Annotated in this window: 20 protein-coding genes; 10 read left to right on the plus strand and 10 right to left on the minus strand. The window is 75.2% G+C overall.

Going from position 1 to position 22,990, the window contains the following annotated elements; translation table 11 throughout:
- Positions 1-78: 78 nt before the first annotated feature.
- Positions 79-864, minus strand: a complete 786-nt coding sequence (locus tag GTY84_RS06350) for an adenosylcobinamide-GDP ribazoletransferase (protein WP_161225105.1) — start codon at positions 862-864, stop codon at positions 79-81.
- Positions 865-924: 60 nt separating this feature from the next.
- Here GTY84_RS06350 and GTY84_RS06355 point away from each other — a divergent pair, with 60 nt between their 5' ends.
- Entirely contained in the window at positions 925-1,665 is a 741-nt protein-coding gene (locus GTY84_RS06355; protein ID WP_161225106.1) for a hypothetical protein, read from the plus strand.
- Between the two features lie 676 nt (positions 1,666-2,341).
- Here GTY84_RS06355 and cobT read toward each other — a convergent pair.
- Positions 2,342-3,400, minus strand: coding sequence for a nicotinate-nucleotide--dimethylbenzimidazole phosphoribosyltransferase (gene cobT, locus GTY84_RS06360; RefSeq protein ID WP_161225107.1), 1,059 nt, complete (start codon positions 3,398-3,400; stop codon positions 2,342-2,344).
- A gap of 199 nt (positions 3,401-3,599) precedes the next feature.
- Between cobT and GTY84_RS06365 the strand changes: the two genes are divergently transcribed.
- Positions 3,600-4,271, plus strand: coding sequence for a methyltransferase domain-containing protein (locus tag GTY84_RS06365; RefSeq protein ID WP_237532091.1), 672 nt, complete (start codon positions 3,600-3,602; stop codon positions 4,269-4,271).
- Here GTY84_RS06365 and GTY84_RS06370 read toward each other — a convergent pair.
- A complete protein-coding gene (locus GTY84_RS06370) occupies positions 4,260-5,459 on the minus strand; it encodes a bifunctional adenosylcobinamide kinase/adenosylcobinamide-phosphate guanylyltransferase (RefSeq protein WP_161225109.1) in 1,200 nt (399 codons plus the stop codon). The two genes, GTY84_RS06365 and GTY84_RS06370, sit on opposite strands and share 12 nt — an antisense overlap.
- A gap of 164 nt (positions 5,460-5,623) precedes the next feature.
- On the opposite strand from GTY84_RS06370, the gene GTY84_RS06375 reads away from it, so the two are divergent.
- Positions 5,624-5,923, plus strand: coding sequence for a hypothetical protein (locus tag GTY84_RS06375; RefSeq protein WP_161225110.1), 300 nt, complete (start codon positions 5,624-5,626; stop codon positions 5,921-5,923).
- 145 nt (positions 5,924-6,068) lie between these two features.
- Here GTY84_RS06375 and GTY84_RS06380 read toward each other — a convergent pair whose 3' ends face one another.
- The 3 genes from GTY84_RS06380 to GTY84_RS06390 form a co-directional block, all read right to left on the minus strand.
- Positions 6,069-7,151 (minus strand): trypsin-like peptidase domain-containing protein, encoded by a 1,083-nt coding sequence (locus GTY84_RS06380; RefSeq protein ID WP_161225111.1) that lies wholly within the window; start codon positions 7,149-7,151, stop codon positions 6,069-6,071.
- Between the two features lie 301 nt (positions 7,152-7,452).
- A complete protein-coding gene (locus tag GTY84_RS06385) occupies positions 7,453-8,157 on the minus strand; it encodes a methyltransferase domain-containing protein (RefSeq protein ID WP_161225398.1) in 705 nt (234 codons plus the stop codon).
- An 83-nt stretch (positions 8,158-8,240) separates the two neighbouring features.
- Positions 8,241-8,912 carry a DUF3043 domain-containing protein gene (locus GTY84_RS06390; RefSeq protein ID WP_161225399.1) on the minus strand — a complete coding sequence of 224 codons (672 nt, stop codon included), beginning with the start codon at positions 8,910-8,912 and terminating at the stop codon, positions 8,241-8,243.
- A 187-nt stretch (positions 8,913-9,099) separates the two neighbouring features.
- Here GTY84_RS06390 and GTY84_RS06395 point away from each other — a divergent pair, with 187 nt between their 5' ends.
- From GTY84_RS06395 to GTY84_RS06415, 5 genes are all read left to right on the plus strand, one after another.
- Positions 9,100-9,885: a PspA/IM30 family protein gene (locus GTY84_RS06395; RefSeq protein WP_272919161.1), complete on the plus strand. Its 786-nt coding sequence runs from the start codon at positions 9,100-9,102 to the stop codon at positions 9,883-9,885.
- 20 nt (positions 9,886-9,905) lie between these two features.
- Positions 9,906-10,190 carry a hypothetical protein gene (locus GTY84_RS06400; protein WP_161225112.1) on the plus strand — a complete coding sequence of 95 codons (285 nt, stop codon included), beginning with the start codon at positions 9,906-9,908 and terminating at the stop codon, positions 10,188-10,190.
- A 468-nt stretch (positions 10,191-10,658) separates the two neighbouring features.
- A complete protein-coding gene (locus tag GTY84_RS06405; protein ID WP_161225113.1) occupies positions 10,659-11,948 on the plus strand; it encodes a histidine kinase in 1,290 nt (429 codons plus the stop codon).
- Positions 11,945-12,631 (plus strand): response regulator transcription factor, encoded by a 687-nt coding sequence (locus GTY84_RS06410; RefSeq protein ID WP_161225114.1) that lies wholly within the window; start codon positions 11,945-11,947, stop codon positions 12,629-12,631. Before GTY84_RS06405 ends, GTY84_RS06410 begins: the two co-directional genes overlap by 4 nt.
- Positions 12,632-12,789: 158 nt before the next feature.
- Positions 12,790-15,921 carry an efflux RND transporter permease subunit gene (locus tag GTY84_RS06415; protein WP_161225115.1) on the plus strand — a complete coding sequence of 1,044 codons (3,132 nt, stop codon included), beginning with the start codon at positions 12,790-12,792 and terminating at the stop codon, positions 15,919-15,921.
- A 299-nt stretch (positions 15,922-16,220) separates the two neighbouring features.
- Here GTY84_RS06415 and nadA read toward each other — a convergent pair whose 3' ends face one another.
- On the minus strand, positions 16,221-17,405 hold the full coding sequence (gene nadA / locus GTY84_RS06420; protein WP_161225116.1) for a quinolinate synthase NadA: 1,185 nt from the start codon (positions 17,403-17,405) through the stop codon (positions 16,221-16,223).
- Between the two features lie 261 nt (positions 17,406-17,666).
- On the opposite strand from nadA, the gene erpA reads away from it, so the two are divergent.
- The gene (gene erpA / locus GTY84_RS06425; RefSeq protein ID WP_161225117.1) at positions 17,667-18,023 is read left to right on the plus strand and encodes an iron-sulfur cluster insertion protein ErpA; all 357 of its coding nucleotides are present in this window, start codon (positions 17,667-17,669) and stop codon (positions 18,021-18,023) included.
- A 135-nt stretch (positions 18,024-18,158) separates the two neighbouring features.
- On the opposite strand, the gene GTY84_RS06430 is transcribed toward erpA, so the two are convergent.
- Both GTY84_RS06430 and GTY84_RS06435 read right to left on the minus strand, forming a co-directional pair.
- The gene (locus GTY84_RS06430) at positions 18,159-19,685 is read right to left on the minus strand and encodes a hypothetical protein (RefSeq protein WP_161225118.1); all 1,527 of its coding nucleotides are present in this window, start codon (positions 19,683-19,685) and stop codon (positions 18,159-18,161) included.
- Positions 19,686-20,073: 388 nt separating this feature from the next.
- Positions 20,074-20,298 carry a hypothetical protein gene (locus GTY84_RS06435; protein ID WP_161225119.1) on the minus strand — a complete coding sequence of 75 codons (225 nt, stop codon included), beginning with the start codon at positions 20,296-20,298 and terminating at the stop codon, positions 20,074-20,076.
- A gap of 129 nt (positions 20,299-20,427) precedes the next feature.
- On the opposite strand from GTY84_RS06435, the gene GTY84_RS06440 reads away from it, so the two are divergent.
- Positions 20,428-21,402: a carbohydrate kinase family protein gene (locus GTY84_RS06440; protein WP_161225120.1), complete on the plus strand. Its 975-nt coding sequence runs from the start codon at positions 20,428-20,430 to the stop codon at positions 21,400-21,402.
- 175 nt (positions 21,403-21,577) lie between these two features.
- Here the strand turns inward: GTY84_RS06440 and GTY84_RS06445 are convergent, their stop codons facing one another.
- Positions 21,578-22,960, minus strand: coding sequence for a cysteine desulfurase/sulfurtransferase TusA family protein (locus GTY84_RS06445; protein WP_161225121.1), 1,383 nt, complete (start codon positions 22,958-22,960; stop codon positions 21,578-21,580).
- Between the last annotated feature and the right edge of the window lie 30 nt (positions 22,961-22,990).

Here is a 22,990-nt window from a genome sequence, read left to right on the forward strand (position 1 = left end):
GTCTGTGCGTTACGGCCCGTCACAGCACGGGCCCCGCTCGGCCGCCCCTCCGGGGCGCGCCGTCCCGGCGGGATCGTCTCAGGTCAGTGACCAGACGACGAGGGCCGCGGTCGCCGCCGTCTCCGCCACCCCGCCGAACACGTCCCCGGTCACCCCGCCGAAGCGGCGGACACAGCGCCGCAGCAGCAGCTCGGCCGCGGCCAGCGAGGCCACCACCGCGGCCGCCGCCGACACGGCGCCGCGCGGTCCGGCGAGCCCGCCCGCCGCTGCCGCCGCCACCGCCACGGTCACCGCGACCGCGCAGAGCGCCGCAGGGACCGGGACCACGCCCGCCACCGCCGCGCCCAGACCTTCCGGACGGGCCGCCGGAACGCCCGCGCGCGCCGCCAGTGTCAGCGCCAGCCGGGCCGCCGTCGCCGACACCACGGCGGCGAGCGCGCCGCCCGTCCAGGACGCCGCGTACGCCTGGGCCAGTGCCGCCACCTGGGCGAGGAGCACCAGCACCAGCGTCACGACGCCGAAGGGACCGATGTCCGACCGCTTCATCACCCGCAGCGCGTCCTCGGCCGGCTTCCCGCTGCCGAGGCCGTCCGCGGTGTCGGCCAGGCCGTCCAGGTGCAGCCCCCGGGTGAGCACCGCCGGCACGGCGGCCGTGGCGACGGCGGCCAGCAGCGGCGACCCGCCCGGCAGCAGGAACAGCAGCCCCGCCGCGGCCGAGGCGGCACCCACCACCAGGCCCGCCAGCGGCGCGCACAGCATCCCGGAACGCGCGGCCACCCCGTCCCAGCGGGTCACCGCCACCGGGAGCACCGTGAGCGTGCCGAAGGCGAACCGGAGGCCGTCGGGGAAGGGGTTCCTGAACACCGGCGCAGACTATCCGCCGGTCGGGAGGGGGCCGCCGACGGGTGGGGATAAAGTGCCCATATGGGAGATTGGTGGCACCGGAACATCGTCGAACCCGGCAAGCTCCCGCTCCTCCTCGCCCTGAGCGCCTTCGTGCTGACGTTCGTGATCACCCGGACCATCACCCGCCTGATCCGGGCCGGGAAGGGGCCGTTCGGCAACGTGAGCGCGGGCGGGCTGCACATCCACCACGTGGTCCCCGGCGTCGTCCTGACCGTGATCGGCGGTTTCGGCGCCGTCGCCGGGGGACGCCATGGATTCGGCTCCGCCGCGGCGGCGGTGCTCTTCGGGATCGGGGTGGGACTGGTGCTCGACGAGTTCGCGCTGATCCTCTACCTGGACGACGTCTACTGGACCGAGGCCGGGCGCAAGAGCGTGGAGGCGGTGGTGCTGACGGCGGCGCTGGTCGGCCTGGTGCTGGCCGGGTTCTCGCCGTTCGGCGTCGACGACGTCTCCCAGGACGAACTGCAGGACCGGGCCAGCGTCATCACCACCGTCGCCGGGAACTTCCTGTTCGCCCTGGTCGCGCTCGGCAAGGGCAAGGCGCGGCTGGCGGTCCTCGGAGCCATCGTCCCGGTGGTGGCGCTGGTGGGTGCGGTGAGGCTGGCCCGGCCGGACTCACCGTGGGCCCGCCGTTTCTACTCCCGGCGCCCGCGCGCCCGGGCACGCGCACGGCTGCGGGCCTACCACCACGACCGACGCTGGTCGGGCCCGCGCCGCGCCTTCCAGGACTGGATCGCGGGCCGCCCCGACCCGGAATGACGGCACCGACCGACGGACTCACGCCCGCCCCCACCCCCGCGCGTCCGGCCAGAAACCGATCCGACAGCGGACACCCCCGGCACCCGCACCCGGCGGAACCCGGATGAGAACAGCCCCCGCACCCACGCCCGGCGAGCACCGGAAGACGAGAACGAGCCCCCCGCACCCGCGCACGACGGGAAGCCATGAGCAACCGAGGGCGTGAATCCCGCACCCGCGCACGGCGGCAAGGGGACAGGGCAGGGCGGGCGTGGACCCCGCACCCGCGCACGGCGAGCCGACGGACAAGGACGGGGGGTGCCGGGTACCCGCACCCGCGCACGGCGGGAAGGGGACGAGGAAGGGTGGGCGTGGGCCCCACACCCGCGCACGGCGGCAAGGGGATGGAGAAGGGTGGGCGTGGACCCCGCAGTCGCGCACGGCGGGAAGGGGACGGGGCGGGGGTGGTCGCCCGCAGAGGTTGGCGCGTCAACAGAGTGCGCCCCCTGATCACCCCATTCCGCGCCGTTCCGAGGACCACCACCCCCCCCGGCCCCAACCCCCCCACACGAACAAGGCGCAACAAACACCCCCACCCACCGAAAGCTGCGCCGCAGGCACAACCACACCCCACCCGCACCCGACAACAGCAGGCAGCAGGCAAAACAGGCCGCAGGCGGCAGGCACCCCCCCTCCGCTAAGCCTCCGTGGGCACGGTCTCCGGAAGCTCGGCAGGAAGGGCCGCCGCGGCCTGGACCAGGGGCAGGGCCAGGAGGCCACCGGTGCCCTCGCCCACCCGGACGCCCAGGGACAGCAGCGGCTCCAGCGCCATCCGGTCCAGTGCCTTCGCCAGCGCGGGCTCGCCGCTGTCGTGCGCCGCCAGCCACCAGTCCGGCCCGCGGAACGCCGCCCGCTGGCCCACCAGCGCACACGCCGCCGCGACCACGCCGTCCAGGATCACCGGGGTCTTCCGCACCGCGCTCTGCAGCAGAAAGCCCGTCATCGCCGTGAGGTCCGCCCCGCCCACCGTCGCCAGCAGCCGCAACTGGTCGCCGAGCACCGGCCGCGCCCGGCGCAGCGCGTCACGGATCGCCGCGCACTTGCGCATCCACGCGAGGTCGTCGACGGCCACCCCGCCCCGCCCGGTCACGACCGACGCGTCCGTGCCGCACAGCGCCGCGATCAGCGTCGCCGCCGCCGTGGTGCCGCCGACGCTCAGATCGCCCAGCACCACCAGATCCGTACCGGAGTCGGCCTCCTCGTCGGCCAGCGCGACGCCCGCGCGGAAGGCCGCCTCCGCCTCCTCCACGGTCAGCGCGTCCTCCCGGTCGATCCGGCCGCTACCGCGCCGCACCCGGTGCCCCGAGACCCCGCCCGGCAGCGACTCCGGGTCGCAGTCCAACGCCATGTCGACCACCCGCACCGGCACGCCCATCCGCCGCGCCAGCACGGACACCGGCCGGGCGCCCTCCAGCACCTCGCGCACCAGCTCCCCGGCACCGCCCGCGGGCCGCGCCGAGACGTTCAGCTCCGCGATCCCGTGGTCGCCGGCGAAGAGCACCACCCGGGGGTGCTCGATGGGCCGCACCGTCACGGACGCCTGCGCCGTGGCCAGCCATTCACCCAGGTCGTCCAGACGGCCCAGCGCACCGGGCGGCACGTCCTGACGCTCCCGGCGCGCCTCGGCGTCGCGACGCACCCCGCCGTCGGGGCGCTCGATCAGGTCGGAGAAGTCGTCGAGATTCAGCGAGCTCATTCGTCGAACAGTACCGGCCCGGAGGGGTGGCCCGGGGGGTCACATCCGGACCGCGCCCCCCGGGAGTCGCTCCACCCGACACAGGCATCCGCTACATACCGTTTCGACACGGTGTGTCCTACGTTCCGCACGCTCCCGGGAGCCGCCCATGTCCGTCCCCTCCGTCCCCCCGCCACCCCCGGTACCTCCCGTCAGCCGGATGCCGCAGGCGCCGCCCCCGCCCCGGCACCTCCCGCGCCGCGCCGACTGCCCCTGGTGCGGCTCGCCCCGGCTGCGCGGCCCCCGCGCCGGGTACGACGCCTGCCGGGACTGCCGTCACGCCTTCCGCAACCCGGCCCGCCCCGACGGCCCGCCGCCCGGCTCCCCGCTGCGCGCCGGGGTGCGGCGCGGGCACCGCCGCGCCGCCCGCGCGCTGTTCCGGCACAGCCCCGGGCCGGAGAGCTGGCTGGACGTGGGCACCGGCGACGGCGCCTTCCCGGCGGCGGCCCGCGAACTGTTCCCGTACACCTCTTTCGACGGGACCGACCCGGGCCACCGCGTGCTCCGCGCCCACGCGGCGGAACGCGTCGAGGAGGCGTACGTCGGCCGCCTGACGGACCCGCACCTCGCCGCACGGCTGCGGGCCCGCTACGACGTGGTCAGCCTCCTGCGCCACCTCGCGGACGCCGCCGACCCCCGCGCCGAACTCCGCGCCGCCGTGGACGCCCTGCGTCCCGGCGGCCACCTGCTCGTGGAGGTCCTGGACCCGCGCCGCCCGCTCGCCCCGCCCCCGGAGGGCCTCCGCGCCGAACTGCGCGACCGCGGCTGCGCGGTGCTCACCGGCGAGCGCTCCCGCCGGGTCGTCGCCCGCAAGGGGGCGTCAGCCGCGTAGCACCAGGGCCTGCCCGGCCACCACCAGCACCACCTGCTCGCACTCGCCCGCGAACGCCGCGTTCAGCCGCCCCAGTTCGTCCCGGTAGCGGCGGCCCGACGCGGTGGCCGGCACGATCCCCGACCCCACCTCGTTGGAGACCGCCACCACGGTGCGCCGGGTCCCGCGCACCGCCTCCGTCAGCTCCCGGGTCCGCTCGCGCAGCGCCCGCTCGCCGCCGTCCGCCCACTGGGCGTCGTCCCACGCGCCGACCTCGTCCATCGCGTCCGTCAGCCACAGCGACAGGCAGTCGACGAGGAGCGGCGGCCCCTGGGCGGTCAGCAGCGGCACCAGGTCGCAGGTCTCGGCGGTCCGCCACGAGCCCGGCCGCCGCTCCCGGTGCACGCGCACCCGCTCCCCCCACTCGGTGTCCCCGCCCCGCGAGCCGCCCGTCGCCACGTACAGCACGTCGGGGAACGACTCCAGCCTCCGTTCGGCCTCCACCGACTTGCCCGACCGGGCGCCGCCCAGCACCAGGGTCCGGCGCGGCACGTCCGGCACGTCCTCGTACGCCCCCACCACCAGCGTCGTCCCGTCCGGCACCGCCCGCGCCCCCGCCGCCGCGAGCCGCCGGGCCAGCTCGCGGCCCGGCGGCACCCCGTGGTCCAGGTGGACGGCGACCACGTCGGTCGTCGGGCCCACCGCCCCGGCCGCCCGCAGCCGGGCCAGCGCGTCCGGCCGCCCCACCACGTCCGTCAGCACCAGGTCGTAGGGCCCGGCCGGCTCCTCCAGACCGGCCGGCGCCCCGCCCGGCGGCAGGTACAGCAGCCGCTGCCCGTCCGGGCCGGTGACCTCGTACCCGGTGCCCGGCGCGTCCAGCGCCACCGCCCGCACCCGGTGCCCGGTCAGCAGCGCCAGCCGCCGCCCGTCGGGAACCCGCCCCGGCTGCGGCAGTCCCGCCGGGACCTCCACGGCGGGGCCGTCGTGCGGATGGGAGAGCAGTACCTGGCGCACCCCGGCCAGGGAGTGCCCGGCGCGGGCGGCGGCGAACGCGGCCCCGGGCAGCAGGTCGAGCAGCAGCGCCCCGTCCACCAGCAGCGCGGTCGCCCCGCGCGCGTCCTCGCCCTGGGCGACGGCACAGGCCGCGCAGGGACAGTCGGGGCGGGGGAGTCCCGCGGGGGCACCGGTGCCGAGCAGAGTCACGTCCACGCAGACGATTTTCGCCGGTGCCCCCGCCCGACGCGCGCCCGCGCCCCCGCCGCCGCACCCGGACCTTCTACGAAGCGCCCCGTTCAGCGCATAGGCTGCGACCGGGGGCCGGACGACGCGCCGGTCCCCGCACCGCAGCGGGTGCTCACATCTGGGAGGCGTACATGGCGGCATGGACGTGGCGGTTCGAGACGGCCGACGGGACGGAGGTCCAGCCCTCGGTGCGGCCCGAGGAGTTCACCACGCAGGGGGACGCCGAGTCCTGGATCGGCGAGTACTGGAAGGAACTCAAGGACGGCGGCGCGGACCAGGTGCGGCTGTTCGAGGACGCCACCGAGATCTACGGCCCGATGAGCCTGCACGCCGAGGGGTCCGAGGGGTCCGAGGGCGCCGAGGCGGACGGCGGGGCCGGCTCCGCGGACGCCGCGGAGGGCGCCGCCGCCCCGGGGAGTGCCGAGGGCTGACGGGGTCCGGCGGGGCCGGGCGGGTTCTGGCGGCACGGTCCGGCGGGCCCCGCCCGGCCGACGCCCCGGGAGGTCCGGCGCGGGCGCCAAGGCGCCGCCCGCCGTCGGCCCCGGCCCCGCCCGCTCCCCGCTCCCCGCTCCCCGCTCACTGCTCACCCAGCGTCACCTCGGCGGAGTGTTCGTCACCGCCCCGCGTGTACGTCACCTTCGTCCGGTCGCCCGGTTCCAGCGGCGCCAGGGCCTCCGCGAGCGAGGTCACCGTGGTGATCCGCGCGTCGCCCACACCGGTGATGACGTCCCCCGGCCGCAGCCCCGCCTTCTTCGCCGCCCCGTCGTCGCTCACCTCGACGACGGCCGCCCCGGCGGGCCGGTAGGAGTCGTTCACCACCGTCCGGACGGTGATCCCGAGCGCCGCCCGGCCGGAGTCGGTGACCCGGCCCTTGGCGATGATCTGGTCGGCCACCGTGCGCACCATCGACGCGGGGATCGCGAACCCGATGCCGGGAGCCGCGCTGTCCGGGAGGCCGGGGTCGGTCGCGGCGAGCGTTGGGATGCCGATGACCCGGCTGTCGAGACCCACCAGGGCGCCGCCGCTGTTGCCCGGGTTGATCGCCGCCGACGTCTGCACCATGTTGCCGATGGTCGCGCCCGTGCCGCCGCCGCTGCGGCCCTCCGTGACGGTCCGCCCGGTCGCGGAGACGATGCCCTGCGTCACGCTGGACGACAGCCCCAGCGGCGAGCCCATCGCCAGCACGATCTGCCCGACCTCCACCTTCGAGGAGTCGCCGAAGGAGGCCGCCTTCACCCCGCGGGGCACCTTGTCGAGTTTGATCACGGCGAGGTCCTGCTGCGGGTAGGAGGAGACCAGCGTGGCGTCGAGCGGCTCCTCGCTGTGCGCGGTGGTCACCCGGAAGGACCTGCCGTCGCCGACGACGTGCGCGTTGGTGACCACGTGCCCCTCGCCGTCGTAGACCACGCCCGAGCCCAGCGAGTCCCCGGCCTGGATCTGCACCACCGACGGCAGTACGTCCTTGATCACCCGCTGGTAGTCGGACTGGAGGTCGTCGGCCGCGCGCGGAGCCGCGGCCCGCGCCGCGACGCCCTCCGCCGCGCCCCGGGCGCCGCCGCCGGAACCCGCCGCGGAACACCCGGCGATCAGGAGCGCGGAGCAGGCCAGCGCGGTCGCGGGGGCGGCGGCGCGGAACACACGAGTACGGGAAGCGTCCATGCCCCGAGTCTCACCGGGCCCCGGCGGCCCGGCCCCCGGTGCACACCCGAACGGGCGCCCCGGGCGGAGCCGCGCCCAGTGCCGCGGGCGGAAGGGGCCACCGGCAAGCCCCTCCGCCACCGTGCCGGGCCCTGTCCGGCGGTTGTCGTCGGCGCTCGTGGCGCGGCCGCGCGGCGTCAGGTGTGTGTGCTCCCGCCGCACCGGCCCCGGGCCTTCGTACGGGACGTACTCGGGGCCGGGGCCGGGGCGGCGGGAGTGCGTGCATGGCGTCGTGAGGCGGACGGGAACCGCCGGACGGGCCTCAGCGGCCGCGCACCCCGCACAGGTGGAGCAGTCCCGCGACCCCCCGGTAGGGGTCCGTCCGTCCGGCCCGCTCCTCGGCGGCCAGCAGGGCCGTCAGGTCCTTCGGGGGCACCGTGCCGTCGGCGGCCGTGTCCGTGAGCACCCGTACGCCGTACCAGGAGTGCAGGGGCGCGCCGATGCCCGCCAGCTTGGCGGTCAGGGTGGCCAGCCGGTCCGCGCGGACCTCCAGTCCCTCGCGGTCGCGGCAGGAGACGCCGTCGAAGGCGGCCAGCGCGCCGGACCAGTCACCGGCCAGACCGGGACGCATCGCGAGCGCGTCGCCGTTGCGCACCAGCAGCGACAGCAGCCCGCCCTGGGCGAGCATCCGGGCCAGCCCCGCCAGCAGCGGGTCCGGCTCCTCGGTGTACATCAGGACGCCGTGGCAGAGCACGACGTCGAAGCTGCCGGGCAGGAAGTGCACCCCGGTGTCCCGGCCGTCGCCCTCGATGATCCGCATCCGCTCCCGGATGCCCTCGGGCTCGCCCGCCAGGGCCCGGCGCGCCGCGGCGGTCAGCGCCGCGTCCCGCTCCAGGCCGGTCACCTGGTGCCCGGCCCGCGCCAGCCGCAGCGCCCGGGTGCCGTGGCCCATGCCCACGTCGAGCACGCGCAGCCGCCGGCCGACCGGGAACCGGCCGGCTATCTGCTCGTCGAGCTGGCGGGCCACCAGCTCCTGGCGCACGATGCCGCGCAGATCGGCGGCCTCCACGGGCCGGGCGTCCGCGGCGCCCTCGGGAAGGGGTGGCGCGCTCAGGGCCTCTCTCCGCGCTTGACCTGCGGCTTCGGCAGACGGAGCCGGCGCATCTGGAGCGAGCGCATCAGGCCGTAGGCGACCGCGCCGCGGCGGGAGGTGTCGGGGAAGCGCTCGGTGAGGCGCTTGCGCAGCCGGAACCCGGTGCTGATCGAGTCGAGCACGATCAGCACGATCACGACCATCCACAGGAGCAGCGCCGCGTTCTGCAGGGCGGGCACCTGGATCACGCTCAGGATCAGGATGACCACGGCCATCGGCAGGAAGTACTCGGCGATGTTGAACCGAGAGTCGATGAAGTCGCGGGCGTACTTGCGCACCGGGCCCTTGTCCCGGGCGGGCATGTACCGCTCGTCGCCGTTGGCCAGCGCCTGGCGCTGGCGCTCCAGCGCGCTGCGGCGCTCCTCGCGCTGGCGCTTCGAGGCCTCCTTGCGCGTCATCGGCGTGTTGGCGACGCTGCGGCGCTGGGACTGGGCCTGGCTGCGCTTGGGCGTGGGCCTGCCCTTGGGGGCCTGCGGGTCACGGGGCTGCTTGGAGGCGTCCAGCGCGTTGGCGGCGGAGGCCTTCTCTTCCTTGGCACGGCTACGGAACACAACACCCAAGGGTACGGGGTGGGGGAGGGCGGCCCGTCGCCCGGTCGGGAACGATCCGGCAACGCCACGCGTCTCCAAGGGGGACAGAGCGGACACGGCTCCTCCTTCCGTGGGAGGAGGCGGGGCGCGCAGTCGTCCTCGGGGAGGAGCGCATCGGGTCCCGGACAGTGCGGTAATGGAGACATGGCCCGTACTGTGGGTTCTGATGCAGTCGGTGCAGCCGGAGTCGGTCAGAAGGGGGCGCGCGAAGCCCATGAGCGGTGTCATGAAGCGTATGGGGATGATCTTCCGCGCAAAGGCCAACAAGGCCCTTGACCGGGCCGAGGACCCGCGCGAGACCCTCGATTACTCGTACCAGAAGCAGCTTGAGCTGCTGCAGAAGGTGCGCCGCGGCGTCGCCGACGTGGCCACCAGCCGCAAGCGCCTGGAGCTCCAGCTCAACCAGCTCCAGTCGCAGTCCTCCAAGCTGGAGGACCAGGGCCGCAAGGCTCTCGCGCTGGGCCGGGAGGACCTGGCCCGCGAGGCGCTCTCGCGCCGCGCCGCGCTCCAGCAGCAGGTGACGGACCTGGAGACGCAGCACGCCACGCTCCAGGGCGAGGAGGAGAAGCTCACCCTCGCGGCCCAGCGGCTCCAGGCCAAGGTGGACGCCTTCCGCACCAAGAAGGAGACCATCAAGGCCACCTACACGGCCGCCCAGGCGCAGACCCGCATCGGCGAGGCGTTCTCCGGCATCTCGGAGGAGATGGGCGACGTGGGCCTGGCCATCCAGCGGGCCGAGGACAAGACCGCCCAGCTCCAGGCCCGGGCCGGCGCCATCGACGAACTGCTCGCCTCCGGTGCCCTCGACGACCAGTCCGGCATGCACAAGGACGACATCCAGGCCGAGCTGGACCGGCTCTCCGGTGGTACGGATGTGGAGCTGGAACTGCAGCGGATGAAGGCCGAACTGGCCGGGGGCTCCGGCGCCGACCGCCAGGCCATCGAGGGAGGCCAGGGCGAGGCGCGTCCCCAGCAGCAGTCGCAGGACACCCCGCGCTTCGACAAGCAGTAGGCCACGCCGAGGAGGGCGACATGATCGTACGGATCATGGGGGAGGGGCAGGTGTCGCTGGCCGACGGCCGCCTCACCGAGCTGAACGAGCTGGACGACGAGCTTCTGGCCGAGGTGGAGAAGGGCGACGGCCCGGGCTTCCGGGCCACCCTCCAGGCGCTCCTGTCCAAGGTCCGCGACCTGGGCGAACCCGTGCCGGACGACTCCCTCCAGCCGTCCGACCTCATCCTCCCGGCCGCCGACGCCACCCTGGAGGAGGTCCGCGCCCTCCTCAGCGACGACGGCCTGATCCCGGGCGGCGCCTGACCCTCCGGGGCACGGCGGCACGGGACCCGACGCCGGGGGCGCGCCCCGGGCGGGCGCGGTGGCCCCGGGGCGGCCCGCCGCGAGACGCGGGCGCGCGCCGCCGTCCCGTGCCGCAGGGCTCCCGGCGGAGCCGCGCCGCCGGGACACCCGCTTGGTCCGCCACGGGACGAGCCCCGCCCGGCCCGGCCGGGACACCCGCTTGGGCCGCCCATGGGCCGAGCCCCGCCCGGCCCATGGACCCGCCGACCGGATCGCGGACCCGCCCGTCGCGTCGGGCGCCCGTGCCCGGCCCCGTGAGCGCGTCCGTCGAGCCCGGTCCGTGAGCGCGCCGCCCCGTACCGGCGCTCCCGGCGGTGCCGCGCGGCGCCCCGCGTCGACGGGCGCTCCGGCCGGCCGCACCGCACCGGCGGGGGAACCGGTGCGCGGTCCGGCCCCGGTGGGCCCCGCGCCCCGCTACCGTAGGCCCGTGTGAGCACCCTCGCGCGCGCCCGCCGCCAGCTGGGCGCGCACCCCCTGGCCCTGGACACCGCCCTCGCGGCGGCCGTCCTGCTGTGCATGGTGGCCGGCTCCTTCGTCGACGCCCACGGGTCCGACGGCGTCAACTGGAGCCTGCGCACCCCCGACGCCTTCAGCCTGGCCCTGATGACGGCCGGGGCCGCGGCCCTGGTGCTCCGCCGCCGGGCCCCGCTCGCCGTCCTCGCCGTCACCGGCTGCGTCTCCGTCGCCGAGAGCGTCACCGGCGGACCCCGCGCCCCCGTGGTGATGGCGGCCGTCGTCGCCCTGTTCACCGTCGCGACCCGCACCGACCGCACCACCACCCTGCGCGTAGGCCTGCTCACCATGACCGTGCTCACCGGCGCCGCCATGCTCGCCGGGCCGCTGCCCTGGTACGCCCAGGAGAACCTCGCCGTCTTCGCCTGGACCGGCATCGGCGCCACCGCCGGGGACGCCGTCCGCAGCCGCCGCGCCTTCGTGCAGGCCATCCGGGACCGCGCGGAGAAGGCCGAGCGCACCCGGGAGGAGGAGGCGCGCCGCCGGGTCGCCGAGGAGCGGCTGCGCATCGCCCGCGACCTGCACGACGTGGTCGCCCACCACATCGCCCTGGTCAACGTGCAGGCCGGGGTCGCCGCCCACGTCATGGACAAGCGGCCCGACCAGGCCAAGGAGGCCCTCGCCCATGTGCGCGAGGCCAGCCGCTCCGCGCTCAACGAACTGCGCGCCACCGTCGGCCTGCTGCGCCAGTCCGGCGACCCCGAGGCCCCCACCGAACCCGCGCCGGGACTGGACCGGCTCGGCGAACTGGTCGCCACCTTCCACCACGCCGGACTGAGCGTCCAGGTGGCCCGCACCGACCAGGGCACCGCCCTGCCCACCGCCGTCGACCTGGCCGCCTACCGGGTCATCCAGGAGGCCCTGACCAACGTCCAGAAGCACGCCGGGCAGGGCGCCAGGGCCGAGGTCAGCGTGATCCGGGTGGGACCTGCCGTGGAGATCACCGTCATCGACGACGGTGCCCGCGCCGCCGCCCCGGCCCCCGCCGCCCCCGCGCCCCCGCCCGCCGCCCCCGGCCACGAACCGGCCTCCGCCGCCGGGCCGGGCGAGGGCCCCGGCGGCGGGCACGGCCTGCTGGGCATGCGCGAGCGGGTCACCGCCGTCCGCGGCACCCTCGCCACCGGCCCCCGCTACGGGGGCGGGTTCCGGGTCCATGCGATCCTGCCCGTCACACACCGCACCGACGCCGCGGAGGACCCCGCATGACCATCCGTGTCCTGCTCGCCGACGACCAGGCGCTGCTGCGCAGCGCCTTCCGGGTGCTCGTCGACTCCGAGCCCGACATGGAGGTGGTGGGGGAGGCGTCCGACGGCGCGGAGGCGGCCCGGCTGGCCGCCGAGCGGCGCCCCGACGTGGTCCTCATGGACATCCGGATGCCCGGTACTGACGGCCTCGCCGCGACCCGTCTGATCAGTGCCGATCCGGAGCTGGCCCGGGTCCGCGTGGTCATCCTGACCACCTTCGAGGTCGACGACTACGTGGTGCGCTCGCTGCGCGCCGGGGCCTCCGGCTTCCTCGGCAAGGGCTCCGAGCCCGAGGAACTGCTGAACGCCATCCGGGTCGCCGCCGCCGGGGACGCGCTGCTCTCCCCGGCCGCCACCAAGGGCCTGATCGCCCGGTTCCTCGCCCAGGAGGGCACCGCGGACGACCCCGACCGCGACCCGGCCCGCGCCGAGCGGCTGGACTCGCTGACCGTGCGCGAGCGCGAGGTGCTGGTGCAGGTGGCCGGCGGGCTCTCCAACGACGAGATCGCCGAGCGGCTGGAAGTCAGCCCGCTGACCGTCAAGACGCACGTCAACCGGGCCATGGCCAAGCTCGGCGCCCGCGACCGGGCCCAACTCGTCGTCACGGCGTACGAGTCCGGACTGGTACGTCCAAGGGTGGAGTGAGCCGGCTCCGGGCGTACTGCGCCCGGAGTATGTCCCAGGTAAGGAAATTGCACCTGCGGTCTAGGGAACGGGCACCGGGCATGGACCAGGGTGGTGGAATGGGCGCGCCCGCTGTGTGCCCCGTCCTCCGCTCGGCCACAGAAGAGAGACCCTGATCCATGTCCTGGCTGTCGAGATTCAGTCTGGCGCAACGGGCCCTGATCGGGCTGATGTCGGTCATAGCCCTGTTCTTCGGGGCGATCGCCATACCCCAGCTCAAGCAGCAGTTGCTCCCCACCATCGAACTGCCCATGGTGTCGGTGCTGGCGCCGTACCAGGGTGCCTCGCCCGACGTGGTCGAGAAGCAGGTCGTCCAGCCCCTGGAGGACATGCTCGAAGCCGTCGACGGCATCTCCGGCATCACCTCCACGGCCAGCGAGGGCAACGCCGTCATCATGGCGTCCTTCGACTACGGCAACGGCACCCAGCAGCTCGTGGCGGACGTCCAGCAGGCCGTCAACCGGGCCCGCCCGATGCTGCCGGAGGGAGTGGACCCGCAGGTCATCTCCGGCTCGACGGACGACATCCCGACCGTCGTCCTCGCCGTCACCTCCGCCAAGGACCAGCAGGCCCTGGCGGACCAGCTCGACCGCTCGGTCGTCCCCGAGCTGAAGGGCATCGACGGCGTCGGCCAGGTCGTCATCGACGGGGTCCGCGACCTCCAGGTCGGCGTCACCCCCGACCGGGCGAAGCTCGCCAAGGCCGGGCTCGGCCCCCAGTCCCTCGCCCAGGCCCTCCAGGCCGGCGGTGCCACCGTCCCGGCCGGCTCCTTCGACGAGGACGGCGCCAACCGCACCGTCCGGGTCGGCGGCGGCTTCACCTCGTTGCGCCAGATCCAGGACCTGATGATCCCGGGCGAGGGCGGCCGCAAGCCGGTGCGCCTCGGTGACGTGGCCACCGTCGAGCAGCGCGAGGCCAGGGCCGACTCGCTCACCCGCACCGACGGCAGGCCGAGCCTGGCCGTCGCCGTGACCATGGACCACGACGGCAGCGCGGTCGCCATCTCGGAAGCCGTCCAGGACAAGCTGCCCGACCTGCGCAAGCGGCTCGGCTCCGGCGCGGAACTGACCGTCGTCAGCGACCAGGGCCCCGCCGTCTCCGAGGCGATCAGCGGGCTGACCACGGAGGGCGCCCTCGGCCTGGTCTTCGCGGTCCTCGTCATCCTGGTCTTCCTCGCCTCCATCCGCTCCACCCTGGTCACCGCCGTCTCCATCCCGCTGTCGGTGGTGCTGGCGCTGATCGTGCTGTGGACCCGCGACCTGTCGCTGAACATGCTGACGCTGGGCGCGCTGACCATCGCCATCGGCCGCGTCGTCGACGACTCGATCGTGGTCCTGGAGAACATCAAGCGGCACCTCGGCTACGGCGAGGAGCGCCAGGAGGCCATCCTCAAGGCCGTCCGCGAGGTGGCCGGCGCGGTCACCTCCTCCACGCTCACCACCGTCGCCGTCTTCCTGCCCATCGGCCTGACCGGCGGCATGGTGGGGGCGCTGTTCGGCTCCTTCAGCCTCACCGTCACCGCCGCGCTGCTGGCCTCACTGCTGGTGTCGCTGACGGTGGTCCCGGTGCTGTCGTACTGGTTCCTGCGCCCGCCCAAGGGCACCCCCGAGGACGCGGCCGAGGCCCGCCGCCTCGCGGAGGAGAAGGAGGCGCGCAGCCGCCTCCAGCGCCTCTACGTCCCCGTCCTGCGCTTCGCCACCCGGCGCCGGCTGACCAGCCTGGCCATCGCGGTCGTCGTCCTCCTCGGCACCTTCGGCATGGCGCCGCTGCTGAAGACGAACTTCTTCGACCCGGGCGAGCAGAAGGTCCTGAGCATCAAGCAGGAGCTGGAGCCGGGCGCCAGCCTGGCCGCGACCGACGAACAGGCCAAGAAGGTCGAGAAGCTGCTGGCCGGCACCGACGGCGTCAAGGACTACCAGGTCACCGTCGGCTCCTCCGGCTTCATGGCGGCCTTCGGCGGCGGCACCGACACCAACCAGGCCTCGTACCAGGTGATGCTGGAGGACTCGGCCTCCTCCGGCGACGTGCGGGACCGCATCGAGGCCGGGCTCGCGAAGCTCGACGGCATCGGCACCACCACGGTCGCCTCCGGCGACGGCTTCGGCAGCCAGGACCTCAGCGTCGTCGTGAAGGCGGCCGACGCCGAGGTGCTCCGCAAGGCCGCCGAGCAGGTCCGCGAGGCGGTCGCCGGGCTCGACGACGTCACCGACGTCAGCAGCGACCTGTCCCGCAGCGTGCCCCGGATCTCCGTCCGGACCAACGAGAAGGCCGCCGCGGCCGGCTTCACCGACCAGACGCTCGGGGCGGCCGTCGCCCAGGCGGTGCGCGGCACCCCGGTCGCCAAGGCGATGCTCGGCGACGCCGAGCGCGACGTCGTCATCGGCTCGGACCGCCCGGCCCGCACCATGGCCGAGCTGAAGGCCCTGGACCTGGGCCCGGTCAAGCTCGGTGAGATCGCCACCGTCGAGCTGGTGGACGGACCCGTCTCGATGACCCGGATCGACGGCCAGCGCGCGGCGACCGTCACCGCCCGCCCGACCGGCGACAACACCGGCGCGGTCAGCGCCGACCTCCAGTCGAAGGTCGACGGGCTGGACCTGCCGGCCGGTGCCACCGCCGAGATCGGCGGCGTCAGCGCCGACCAGGACGACGCGTTCAAGAAGCTCGGCCTGGCCATGCTCGCGGCCATCGCCATCGTGTTCATGCTGCTGGTCGGCACCTTCCGGTCGCTGGCCCAGCCGCTGATCCTGCTGGTGTCCGTCCCGTTCGCGGCGACCGGTGCCATCGGCCTGCTGATCGTCACCGGCACTCCGATGGGCGTCCCGGCGATGATCGGCATGCTGATGCTGATCGGCATCGTGGTCACCAACGCCATCGTGCTGATCGACCTGATCAACCAGTACCGGGCACGGGGACACGGCATCGTCGAGGCGGTGATCGAGGGCGGCCGGCACCGGCTGCGGCCCATCCTGATGACGGCCCTGGCGACCATCTTCGCCCTGCTCCCGATGGCGCTCGGCGTGACCGGCGAGGGCGGCTTCATCGCGCAGCCGCTCGCCGTGGTGGTGATCGGCGGTCTGGTCACCTCGACGCTGCTGACGCTGCTGCTGGTCCCGACGCTCTACGCGATGCTGGAGCTGCGCAAGGAGCGCCGCCGCGACAAGCGCGCGGCCAAGCGGGAGGCGGCCGGGGGGAAGACCGGCCCGAGCCGGTCCGAGTCCTCGGACGACCCGGAGCCCGCGCAGGTCTGACGGGCGGCACGGGTCCGGCGGGTTCCGCGGGTCACGCGGTCCGCCGGACCCGGCCGGACCGGTCACCGGACCACCGGGCACAGGAGAGGGCCCCCGCCCGGCACACCGCGAGGTGTACCGGGCGGGGGCCCTCTCCGTCGTCCGGCGGTCCCTCTCCTCGGGGCGGGGGGAGAGCGTCCGGCGGTCCTCGGGGGAGAGGGGCCCCGCCCCCCGCCGTGCCCGATGTCCGTCTGCCACCCGGCCGCACGGGCCCGGCCGGGCCCGCGCCCGGCCGCACACGCGCCCGGCGGGGCCGCCCGCTACGGCAGTGCCAGCATCCGCTCCAGCGCCAGCTTGGCGAACGCCTCTGTCTCCTTGTCGACCTCGATGCGGTTGACCGTGTTGCCGTCGGCCAGCGACTCCAGGGCCCACACGAGGTGCGGCAGGTCGATGCGGTTCATGGTCGAGCAGAAGCAGACCGTCCGGTCGAGGAAGGCGACCTCCTTGCCCTCGGGAGCGAAACGGTTCGCCAGCCGCCGGACGAGGTTCAGCTCGGTGCCGATGGCCCACTTGGACCCGGCCGGGGCCGCCTCCAGCGCCTTGATGATGTACTCCGTGGAGCCCACCTCGTCCGCCGCCGCGACGACCTCGTGCCGGCACTCGGGGTGGACCAGCACCCTGACGCCGGGTATGCGCTCGCGCACGTCCTTGACCGAGTCGAGGCTGAAGCGGCCGTGCACCGAGCAGTGGCCGCGCCACAGGATCATCCGGGCGTCGCGCAGTTCCTGGGTGGTGAGCCCGCCGTTCGGCCTGTGCGGGTTGTAGACGACGCAGTCCTCCAACGACATGCCCATGTCCCGCACCGCGGTGTTGCGGCCGAGGTGCTGGTCGGGCAGGAAGAGAACCTTCTCGCCCTGCTGGAAGGCCCACTCCAGGGCCCGCTGGGCGTTCGAGGAGGTGCAGATGGTGCCGCCGTGCCGGCCCGTGAACGCCTTGATGTCCGCGGAGGAGTTCATGTAGGAGACGGGCACGACCCGCTCGGCCACCCCCGCCTCGGTCAGCACGTCCCAGCACTCCGCGACCTGCTCGGCGGTGGCCATGTCGGCCATCGAACAGCCGGCGGCCAGGTCGGGCAGGACCACCTTCTGGTCGTCGGAGGTCAGGATGTCGGCCGACTCCGCCATGAAGTGGACGCCGCAGAAGACGATGTACTCCGCCTCCGGGCGCGCGGCCGCCTCCCGGGCCAGCTTGAAGGAGTCGCCCGTGACGTCCGCGAACTGGATGACCTCGTCGCGCTGGTAGTGGTGGCCGAGGACGAAGACCTTGTCCCCGAGCCTCTCCTTGGCCGCCCGGGCGCGCGCGACCAGATCCGGGTCGGAGGGCGAGGGCAGGTCGCCGGGGCACTCCACGCCGCGCTCGCTCCTCGGATCGGCCTCCCGGCCGAGCAGCAGCAGGGCGAGGGGCGTCGGCTGTACGTCGAGCTCCTGGGTTTGGGCGGTGGTCACGACACGCACCCTTTCTACTTTTCGTCTAACTGACGCTATATATCATATCCGGTTCACGTCACTTTGACGATGCCCATCATGTCGATGTGACGTGAATCCCGGCGCCGGAGCGGCTGTCCGCCTCCGGAGGCATGTGCGAGCATGAGGGAGAGGGCCGTGGGGAAGGACCCGGAGAACCCGGGGGCCGACCCGGAATGAATCCGGGGCCCCGCCGGTTGAAACGTCGGCAAGCAGTCTCCGTACAACCCGGGAGAGATGTAGATGTCCGTATCGGACGAGACCACCACCGTCACCGACGGCATCATCCTGACCGACGCCGCCGCGGCCAAGGTCAAGGCCCTGCTCGACCAGGAAGGCCGTGACGACCTCGCGCTGCGCGTCGCCGTCCAGCCCGGTGGCTGCTCCGGCCTCCGCTACCAGCTCTTCTTCGACGAGCGCTCGCTCGACGGCGACGTGGTGAAGGACTTCGACGGGGTCAAGGTCGTCACCGACCGCATGAGCGCCCCGTACCTGGGCGGAGCCACCGTCGACTTCGTCGACACCATCGAGAAGCAGGGCTTCACCATCGACAACCCGAACGCGACGGGCTCCTGCGCCTGCGGCGACTCGTTCAACTAGCGGGCCCCGGCGGCCGGCCCGGCCCCGGGCACCGTCCGCCGGTCCGCGTCGCGCACCGGACCCGCGCACGAGGGCGGCGGCCCCGGAGGAATCCGATTCCTCCCGGGGCCGCCGCCCTCGTGCCGTCCGCGCGGGTCAGCGGGCCTCGGCCGGGAGCCGGGCCCCCGGCTTGTGCGGCGGCACGGGAGCGCCGTCGGAGCCCACCACGCCGCGGTCGCCCAGCGGCCGGTCCAGCGTCACCGTCCGCGTGTACTCCCTGGCGACCAGGATGCACGCCCCGCCCGGCCGCGGAGTCTCGGTCACGGTGACCGTCACCCGCCGGTCGTCGGCCCGCGCCGCCGCCGCGTAGTCCGCGCAGACCCCGCCGATGAAGTGCACCGTCAGCTCGCTGCCCTCGGCGGTGTAGCCGGTCACCTGCACCCCGCGCGGCGAGGCCGGTGCCGCGGGCTCCGCCGGGGTCGTCTCCGGTTCCCCGGAGGGCGCCGTCCCGGCGCCGGCCGGGGGCGCCAGGTGCGAGGGCTCGACCGCCGGGTACGTCACCGTGAACGTGTTCTCCGTGCCCGCCGTCCGCACCTGGTACAGCCAGGACGGCACCAGGGCCTGCCGCCCCCGCACCGAGTGCGCGGCCAGCCCGAACACCGCTTCCTCCACGGTGACCGTCCGCTCGTCCGGCACCGCCGCCGGGGGCGCGCACGGCGGCCGCGTCCCCTCCCGCAGCGGCACCGGCTCCGCACAACTGCCGGAGTCCGGTGCGGCGGCGCCCTGCGCGTTCAGCAGTTCCAGCGTCCGCTCGGCGTTCAGCACCGGGTAGGTGTCCGCCTCGGCCGGCGCCTTCAGCCGTCCGCTGCCGCCGACCACCTCGCCCAGGGGACCGACGACGACGCCGGTCGTCCAGCCGTACGTGGGCAGCCCGCCCACCTCGGGCTCGACGTTCACCACTCGCCGGGCCCCCATGAGCTGGCTCGCGTCCACCGCGGCGCCCTCCTGGCCCACCGCCTCCAGCACCGGGGCCGCCGCTCGCACCGCCGCCCCCTCGCCCACCGGGGTCCCGCCGGTCGAGGGCGCCTTGCAGACGGGGCCCGTGCCGCAGTTGTCGGTGCCGGGGGCGTGGCGCTGGAAGGTCCAGAAGCCGGGTGCCTCCACGTTCACGGTGAGCAGGGGGCCGAAACCGTCCCCGGAGGTGCCCACCTTCCACGCGCCGCCCTGCACCCGGGGGGTGCCCTCCACCCCGAGGGCCCCGGCCAGCCGGGCCACCTCGGCCGCGGTGACGTCCTCCCGCGCCGCGTACACCGGGGCCGAGCGGGGGCCGCCGGGGAGCGGACGGGCGGCGCGGTAGACGACGCCGCGCGGGTCGGGTTCGCCGGGCGCGATGCCGGGGCCGCTGCCGCCGCCTTCGGCCGCGGCGGTGCCGTCCGCGGGGGCGGCGAGGTCGTCCAGGGCCAGGGGCTCGGGGGCGCTCCGGGAGGCGCCGGGGGCCCTGCCGCCGTCCGGTCCGCCGCCGGAGGACGTCGCGGCCAGGACCGCGCCGCCGCCCCCGATCAGCAGGACCGCGGCGGCGACGGAGACGGCGGCGACCCCGGGGGAGCGCCGCCGCGCGGCACGTCCGGTGCCGGACCCGGCGTCCCGGGTGGCGTCGTCGTTGTCGGGTCGCTCGCTGTTCACCGCATCGCTCCTTCGGCCGGTGCTGGGACAGCCATGGGACGCGGCCCGGAGCCGTCCGGTTCCCGCCACCCGGCCCGCACCACCCGAACGGCCCAGCGATCCACCCCGTCAGGGGGACGCCCCCCGCCGACCGCCCGCACCCCGGCGGTGCCCAGCAGCCATGTGCGCAACACCCGGGCGCCCGACATCCACGGGGCCCGCCACCCGCGCGCCCAAGGCCCGCGGCGCGGCACCCGCGGCACTCAAGTCCCGCGGCCCTCCACGCCCAGGTGGCCCCGGGACACTCGGCCCGGGACCCGTACCCGGCGGTGGTGGCGCGGGGCGTCCCGCCTCACCGGCCGACGGTCCCGGGGCCCGGCGGGACGACGCCCCGATGGCGGCCCCCGCCTCAGTCCCCGTACTCCGACATCGCCTCCAGCAGCCGTGCCGACCTGCCCGGTACCGTCACCCCGTGCGGCAGCACATGCGCCGGTCCCGGCGGTACGGCGCGGCCGGCGGTGCTCGCGGGAGGGGACCAGTGCGGTGCCATCCGGGCGCAGTCGCCGCGCAGCTCCGCCAGGCCGGGGTCGAGGTCCGGCCGAGCGGTGGTCGAGTCGGTCTTCCGGTTCGTCATAACGGCACCGTAGGCACGTTCCGAAGCGCGGAGAAAGTGGTACTAACGGGTAGTTTCGTACGCTTCGGCGCGGGCCCGTCCCCGGGTAGCGTGAGTCGTCCACCCAACCTCCCTTCAGGAGTCCACGCCGTGCGCATCGCTGTCACCGGCTCCATCGCCACCGACCACCTCATGACCTTCCCCGGACGCTTCTCCGACCAGCTCGTCGCGGATCAGCTCCACACGGTCTCGCTGTCCTTCCTGGTCGACCAGCTCGATGTGCGCCGAGGCGGTGTCGCCGCCAACATCGCCTTCGGCATGGGGCAGCTCGGCACCCGCCCGGTCCTGGTCGGCGCCGCCGGCTCGGACTTCGACGAGTACCGGGCCTGGCTGGAGCGGCACGGCGTCGACACCGACTCGGTGCGCATCTCCGAGACGCTGCACACCGCCCGCTTCGTGTGCACCACCGACTCCGACCACAACCAGATCGGCTCCTTCTACACGGGGGCGATGAGCGAGGCCCGCCTGATCGAGCTGAAGACGGTCGCGGACCGGATCGGCGGCCTGGACCTCGTCTCCATCGGCGCGGACGACCCGGAGGCGATGCTCCGGCACACCGAGGAGTGCCGCACCCGCTCCATCCCCTTCGCCGCCGACTTCTCCCAGCAGATCGCCCGGATGGACGGCGACGAGATCCGGATCCTGCTCGACGGCGCCACCTACCTCTTCTCCAACGAGTACGAGAAGGGCCTGATCGAGACCAAGACGGGCTGGAGCGACGAGGAGATCCTCTCCCGCGTCGGCCACCGGGTCACCACCCTCGGCGCGCGCGGGGTGCGGATCGAGCGGCGGGGCGGGGAGACGATCGAGGTCGGCGTCCCGGACGAGGAGCGCCGGGCCGACCCGACCGGTGTGGGCGACGCCTTCCGCGCCGGATTCCTCTCCGGCCTCGCCTGGGGCGTCTCCCTGGAGCGCGCCGCCCAGATCGGCTGCATGCTCGCGACCCTCGTCATCGAGACGGTCGGCACCCAGGAGTACCAGCTCCAGCGCGTCCACTTCATGGAGCGCTTCACCAAGACCTACGGCGACGACGCGGCCACCGAGGTCCACGCCCACCTGGGCTGACCCGGCCCGCCCGTGCCGCCCGGCCCGCCCCGTTCCGTGCGGGGCGGGCCGGACCGGTCGGGGCGGCCCCGTCCCGGTCCGTCCCCCGAGCAGCCGGCGGACCGGATGCGCCGCGCCCCGGCCCGCGCCCCGGACCGGCCGACGGACCAGGTGCGGCGTGCCCCGATCCGCCCCTCTAGACCAGCCGGCGGACCAGGTACGCCGTGCCCCGGTCCGCCGGCTCCTCGCCCGCGTACTCCTGGCCCCGCATCTCGCACCAGGCCGGGATGTCCAGCCGGGCCGCCTCGTCGTCCGCCAGGACCCGCACCGTGCCCCCCACCGGCACCCTCCCGATGACCTTGGCCAGCTCGATCACCGGAATGGGGCAGCGCCGGCCCAGGGCGTCCACCACCAGCGCGTCCGCCGTCCCCCCGGCGGCCTCCGCCGCCTCCGGCGCCCCGAGGCGGGCCCGCACCCCGGCCACCGCCCCGGGCAGCACCGCCAGGAACCGTTCGACGTCCTCGGCCGGGGTGCCCGGCGGCAGCGACACCCGGATGTTGCCCTCGCTGAGCACGCCCATCGCCCGGAGCACATGGCTCGGTGTCAGCGTGCTGCTCGTGCAGGACGATCCGGAGGAGACGGAGAAGCCCGACCGGTCCAGCTCGTGCAGCAGGGCCTCCCCGTCGACATAGAGACAGGAGAAGGTGACGACGCCGGGCAGCCGCCGGACCGGGTCGCCGACCACCTCCACGTCCGGCACCAGCGCCGGGACCCGCTCCCGGACGCGCTCCGTCAGCTCCCGCAGCCGGGCCGCCTCCCGGGCCGCCTCCGCCCGCACCGCCCGCAGCGAGGCCGCCGCCGCCACCACCGCCGGAAGGTTCCCGAAGCCCGGCGAGCGCCCCGACTCCCGCTCGTCCGCCGGGCCCCGGGGGGCGAACCGGGTGCCCTTGCGGACCACCAGGAGCCCCACTCCGGGCGGGCCGCCCCACTTGTGCGCGCTGGCCGCCAGCAGCGACCAGGCGCCCGGCACCGGCCCCCAGCCGAGCGACTGGGCCGCGTCCACCAGCAGCGGCACCCCGGCCGCCCGGCAGATGTCGGCCGCCTCCGCCACCGGCTGCTCGGTGCCCACCTCGTGGTTGGCCGACTGGAGGCAGGCCAGCGCCGTGTCCGGACGCAGCGCCGCCGCGTAGGCCGCCGGGTCGACCGTGCCGGCCCGGTCCACGGCGACCCGGGTCAGGGAGCCCCCGGCGGCCTCGTGCGCCTCCGCCGCGTGGAGCACGGAGGAGTGTTCGACCGATGACACGATCAGATGACCTCCGGTGCGCCGTCGCCCCGCCAGCGCGCCCGCGATCCCGCCGTGCACCGCGTGCGTCCCGGACGGGGTGAAGACCAGTTCGTCCGGACGGCACCCCACCGCCTCGGCGGCCGCCTCCCGCGCCGCGTCCAGCAGCAGCCGGGCCCGCCTCCCCTCCTGGTGGAGCCGTGCGGGGTCGGCCCAGCCCTCGTCCAGGGAGGCCAGCAGGGCCTGGCGGGCGACGGGGTGCAGAGGGGCGGCGGAAGCGGCGTCGAAGTAGGGCACGCGGCCACGCTAACCCCTGCCGCGGAAGGG

The sequence above is a fragment of the Streptomyces sp. SID8352 genome (genome assembly GCF_009862265.1).
GTDB lineage: Bacteria > Actinomycetota > Actinomycetes > Streptomycetales > Streptomycetaceae > Streptomyces.

What these genes read in the sequence shown, in the direction of transcription:
- GTY84_RS06410 (WP_161225114.1), top strand. Translation starts at nt 11,945, where the DNA reads ATGACCATCCGTGTCCTGCTCGCCGACGACCAGGCGCTGCTGCGCAGC.
- GTY84_RS06435 (WP_161225119.1), bottom strand. Translation starts at nt 20,298, where the DNA reads ATGACGAACCGGAAGACCGACTCGACCACCGCTCGGCCGGACCTCGAC.
- GTY84_RS06365 (WP_237532091.1), top strand. Translation starts at nt 3,600, where the DNA reads ATGCCGCAGGCGCCGCCCCCGCCCCGGCACCTCCCGCGCCGCGCCGAC.
- GTY84_RS06415 (WP_161225115.1), top strand. Translation starts at nt 12,790, where the DNA reads ATGTCCTGGCTGTCGAGATTCAGTCTGGCGCAACGGGCCCTGATCGGG.
- GTY84_RS06400 (WP_161225112.1), top strand. Translation starts at nt 9,906, where the DNA reads ATGATCGTACGGATCATGGGGGAGGGGCAGGTGTCGCTGGCCGACGGC.
- GTY84_RS06375 (WP_161225110.1), top strand. Translation starts at nt 5,624, where the DNA reads ATGGCGGCATGGACGTGGCGGTTCGAGACGGCCGACGGGACGGAGGTC.
- GTY84_RS06380 (WP_161225111.1), bottom strand. Translation starts at nt 7,151, where the DNA reads ATGGACGCTTCCCGTACTCGTGTGTTCCGCGCCGCCGCCCCCGCGACC.
- erpA (WP_161225117.1), top strand. Translation starts at nt 17,667, where the DNA reads ATGTCCGTATCGGACGAGACCACCACCGTCACCGACGGCATCATCCTG.
- GTY84_RS06355 (WP_161225106.1), top strand. Translation starts at nt 925, where the DNA reads ATGGGAGATTGGTGGCACCGGAACATCGTCGAACCCGGCAAGCTCCCG.
- GTY84_RS06395 (WP_272919161.1), top strand. Translation starts at nt 9,100, where the DNA reads ATGAAGCGTATGGGGATGATCTTCCGCGCAAAGGCCAACAAGGCCCTT.
- cobT (WP_161225107.1), bottom strand. Translation starts at nt 3,400, where the DNA reads ATGAGCTCGCTGAATCTCGACGACTTCTCCGACCTGATCGAGCGCCCC.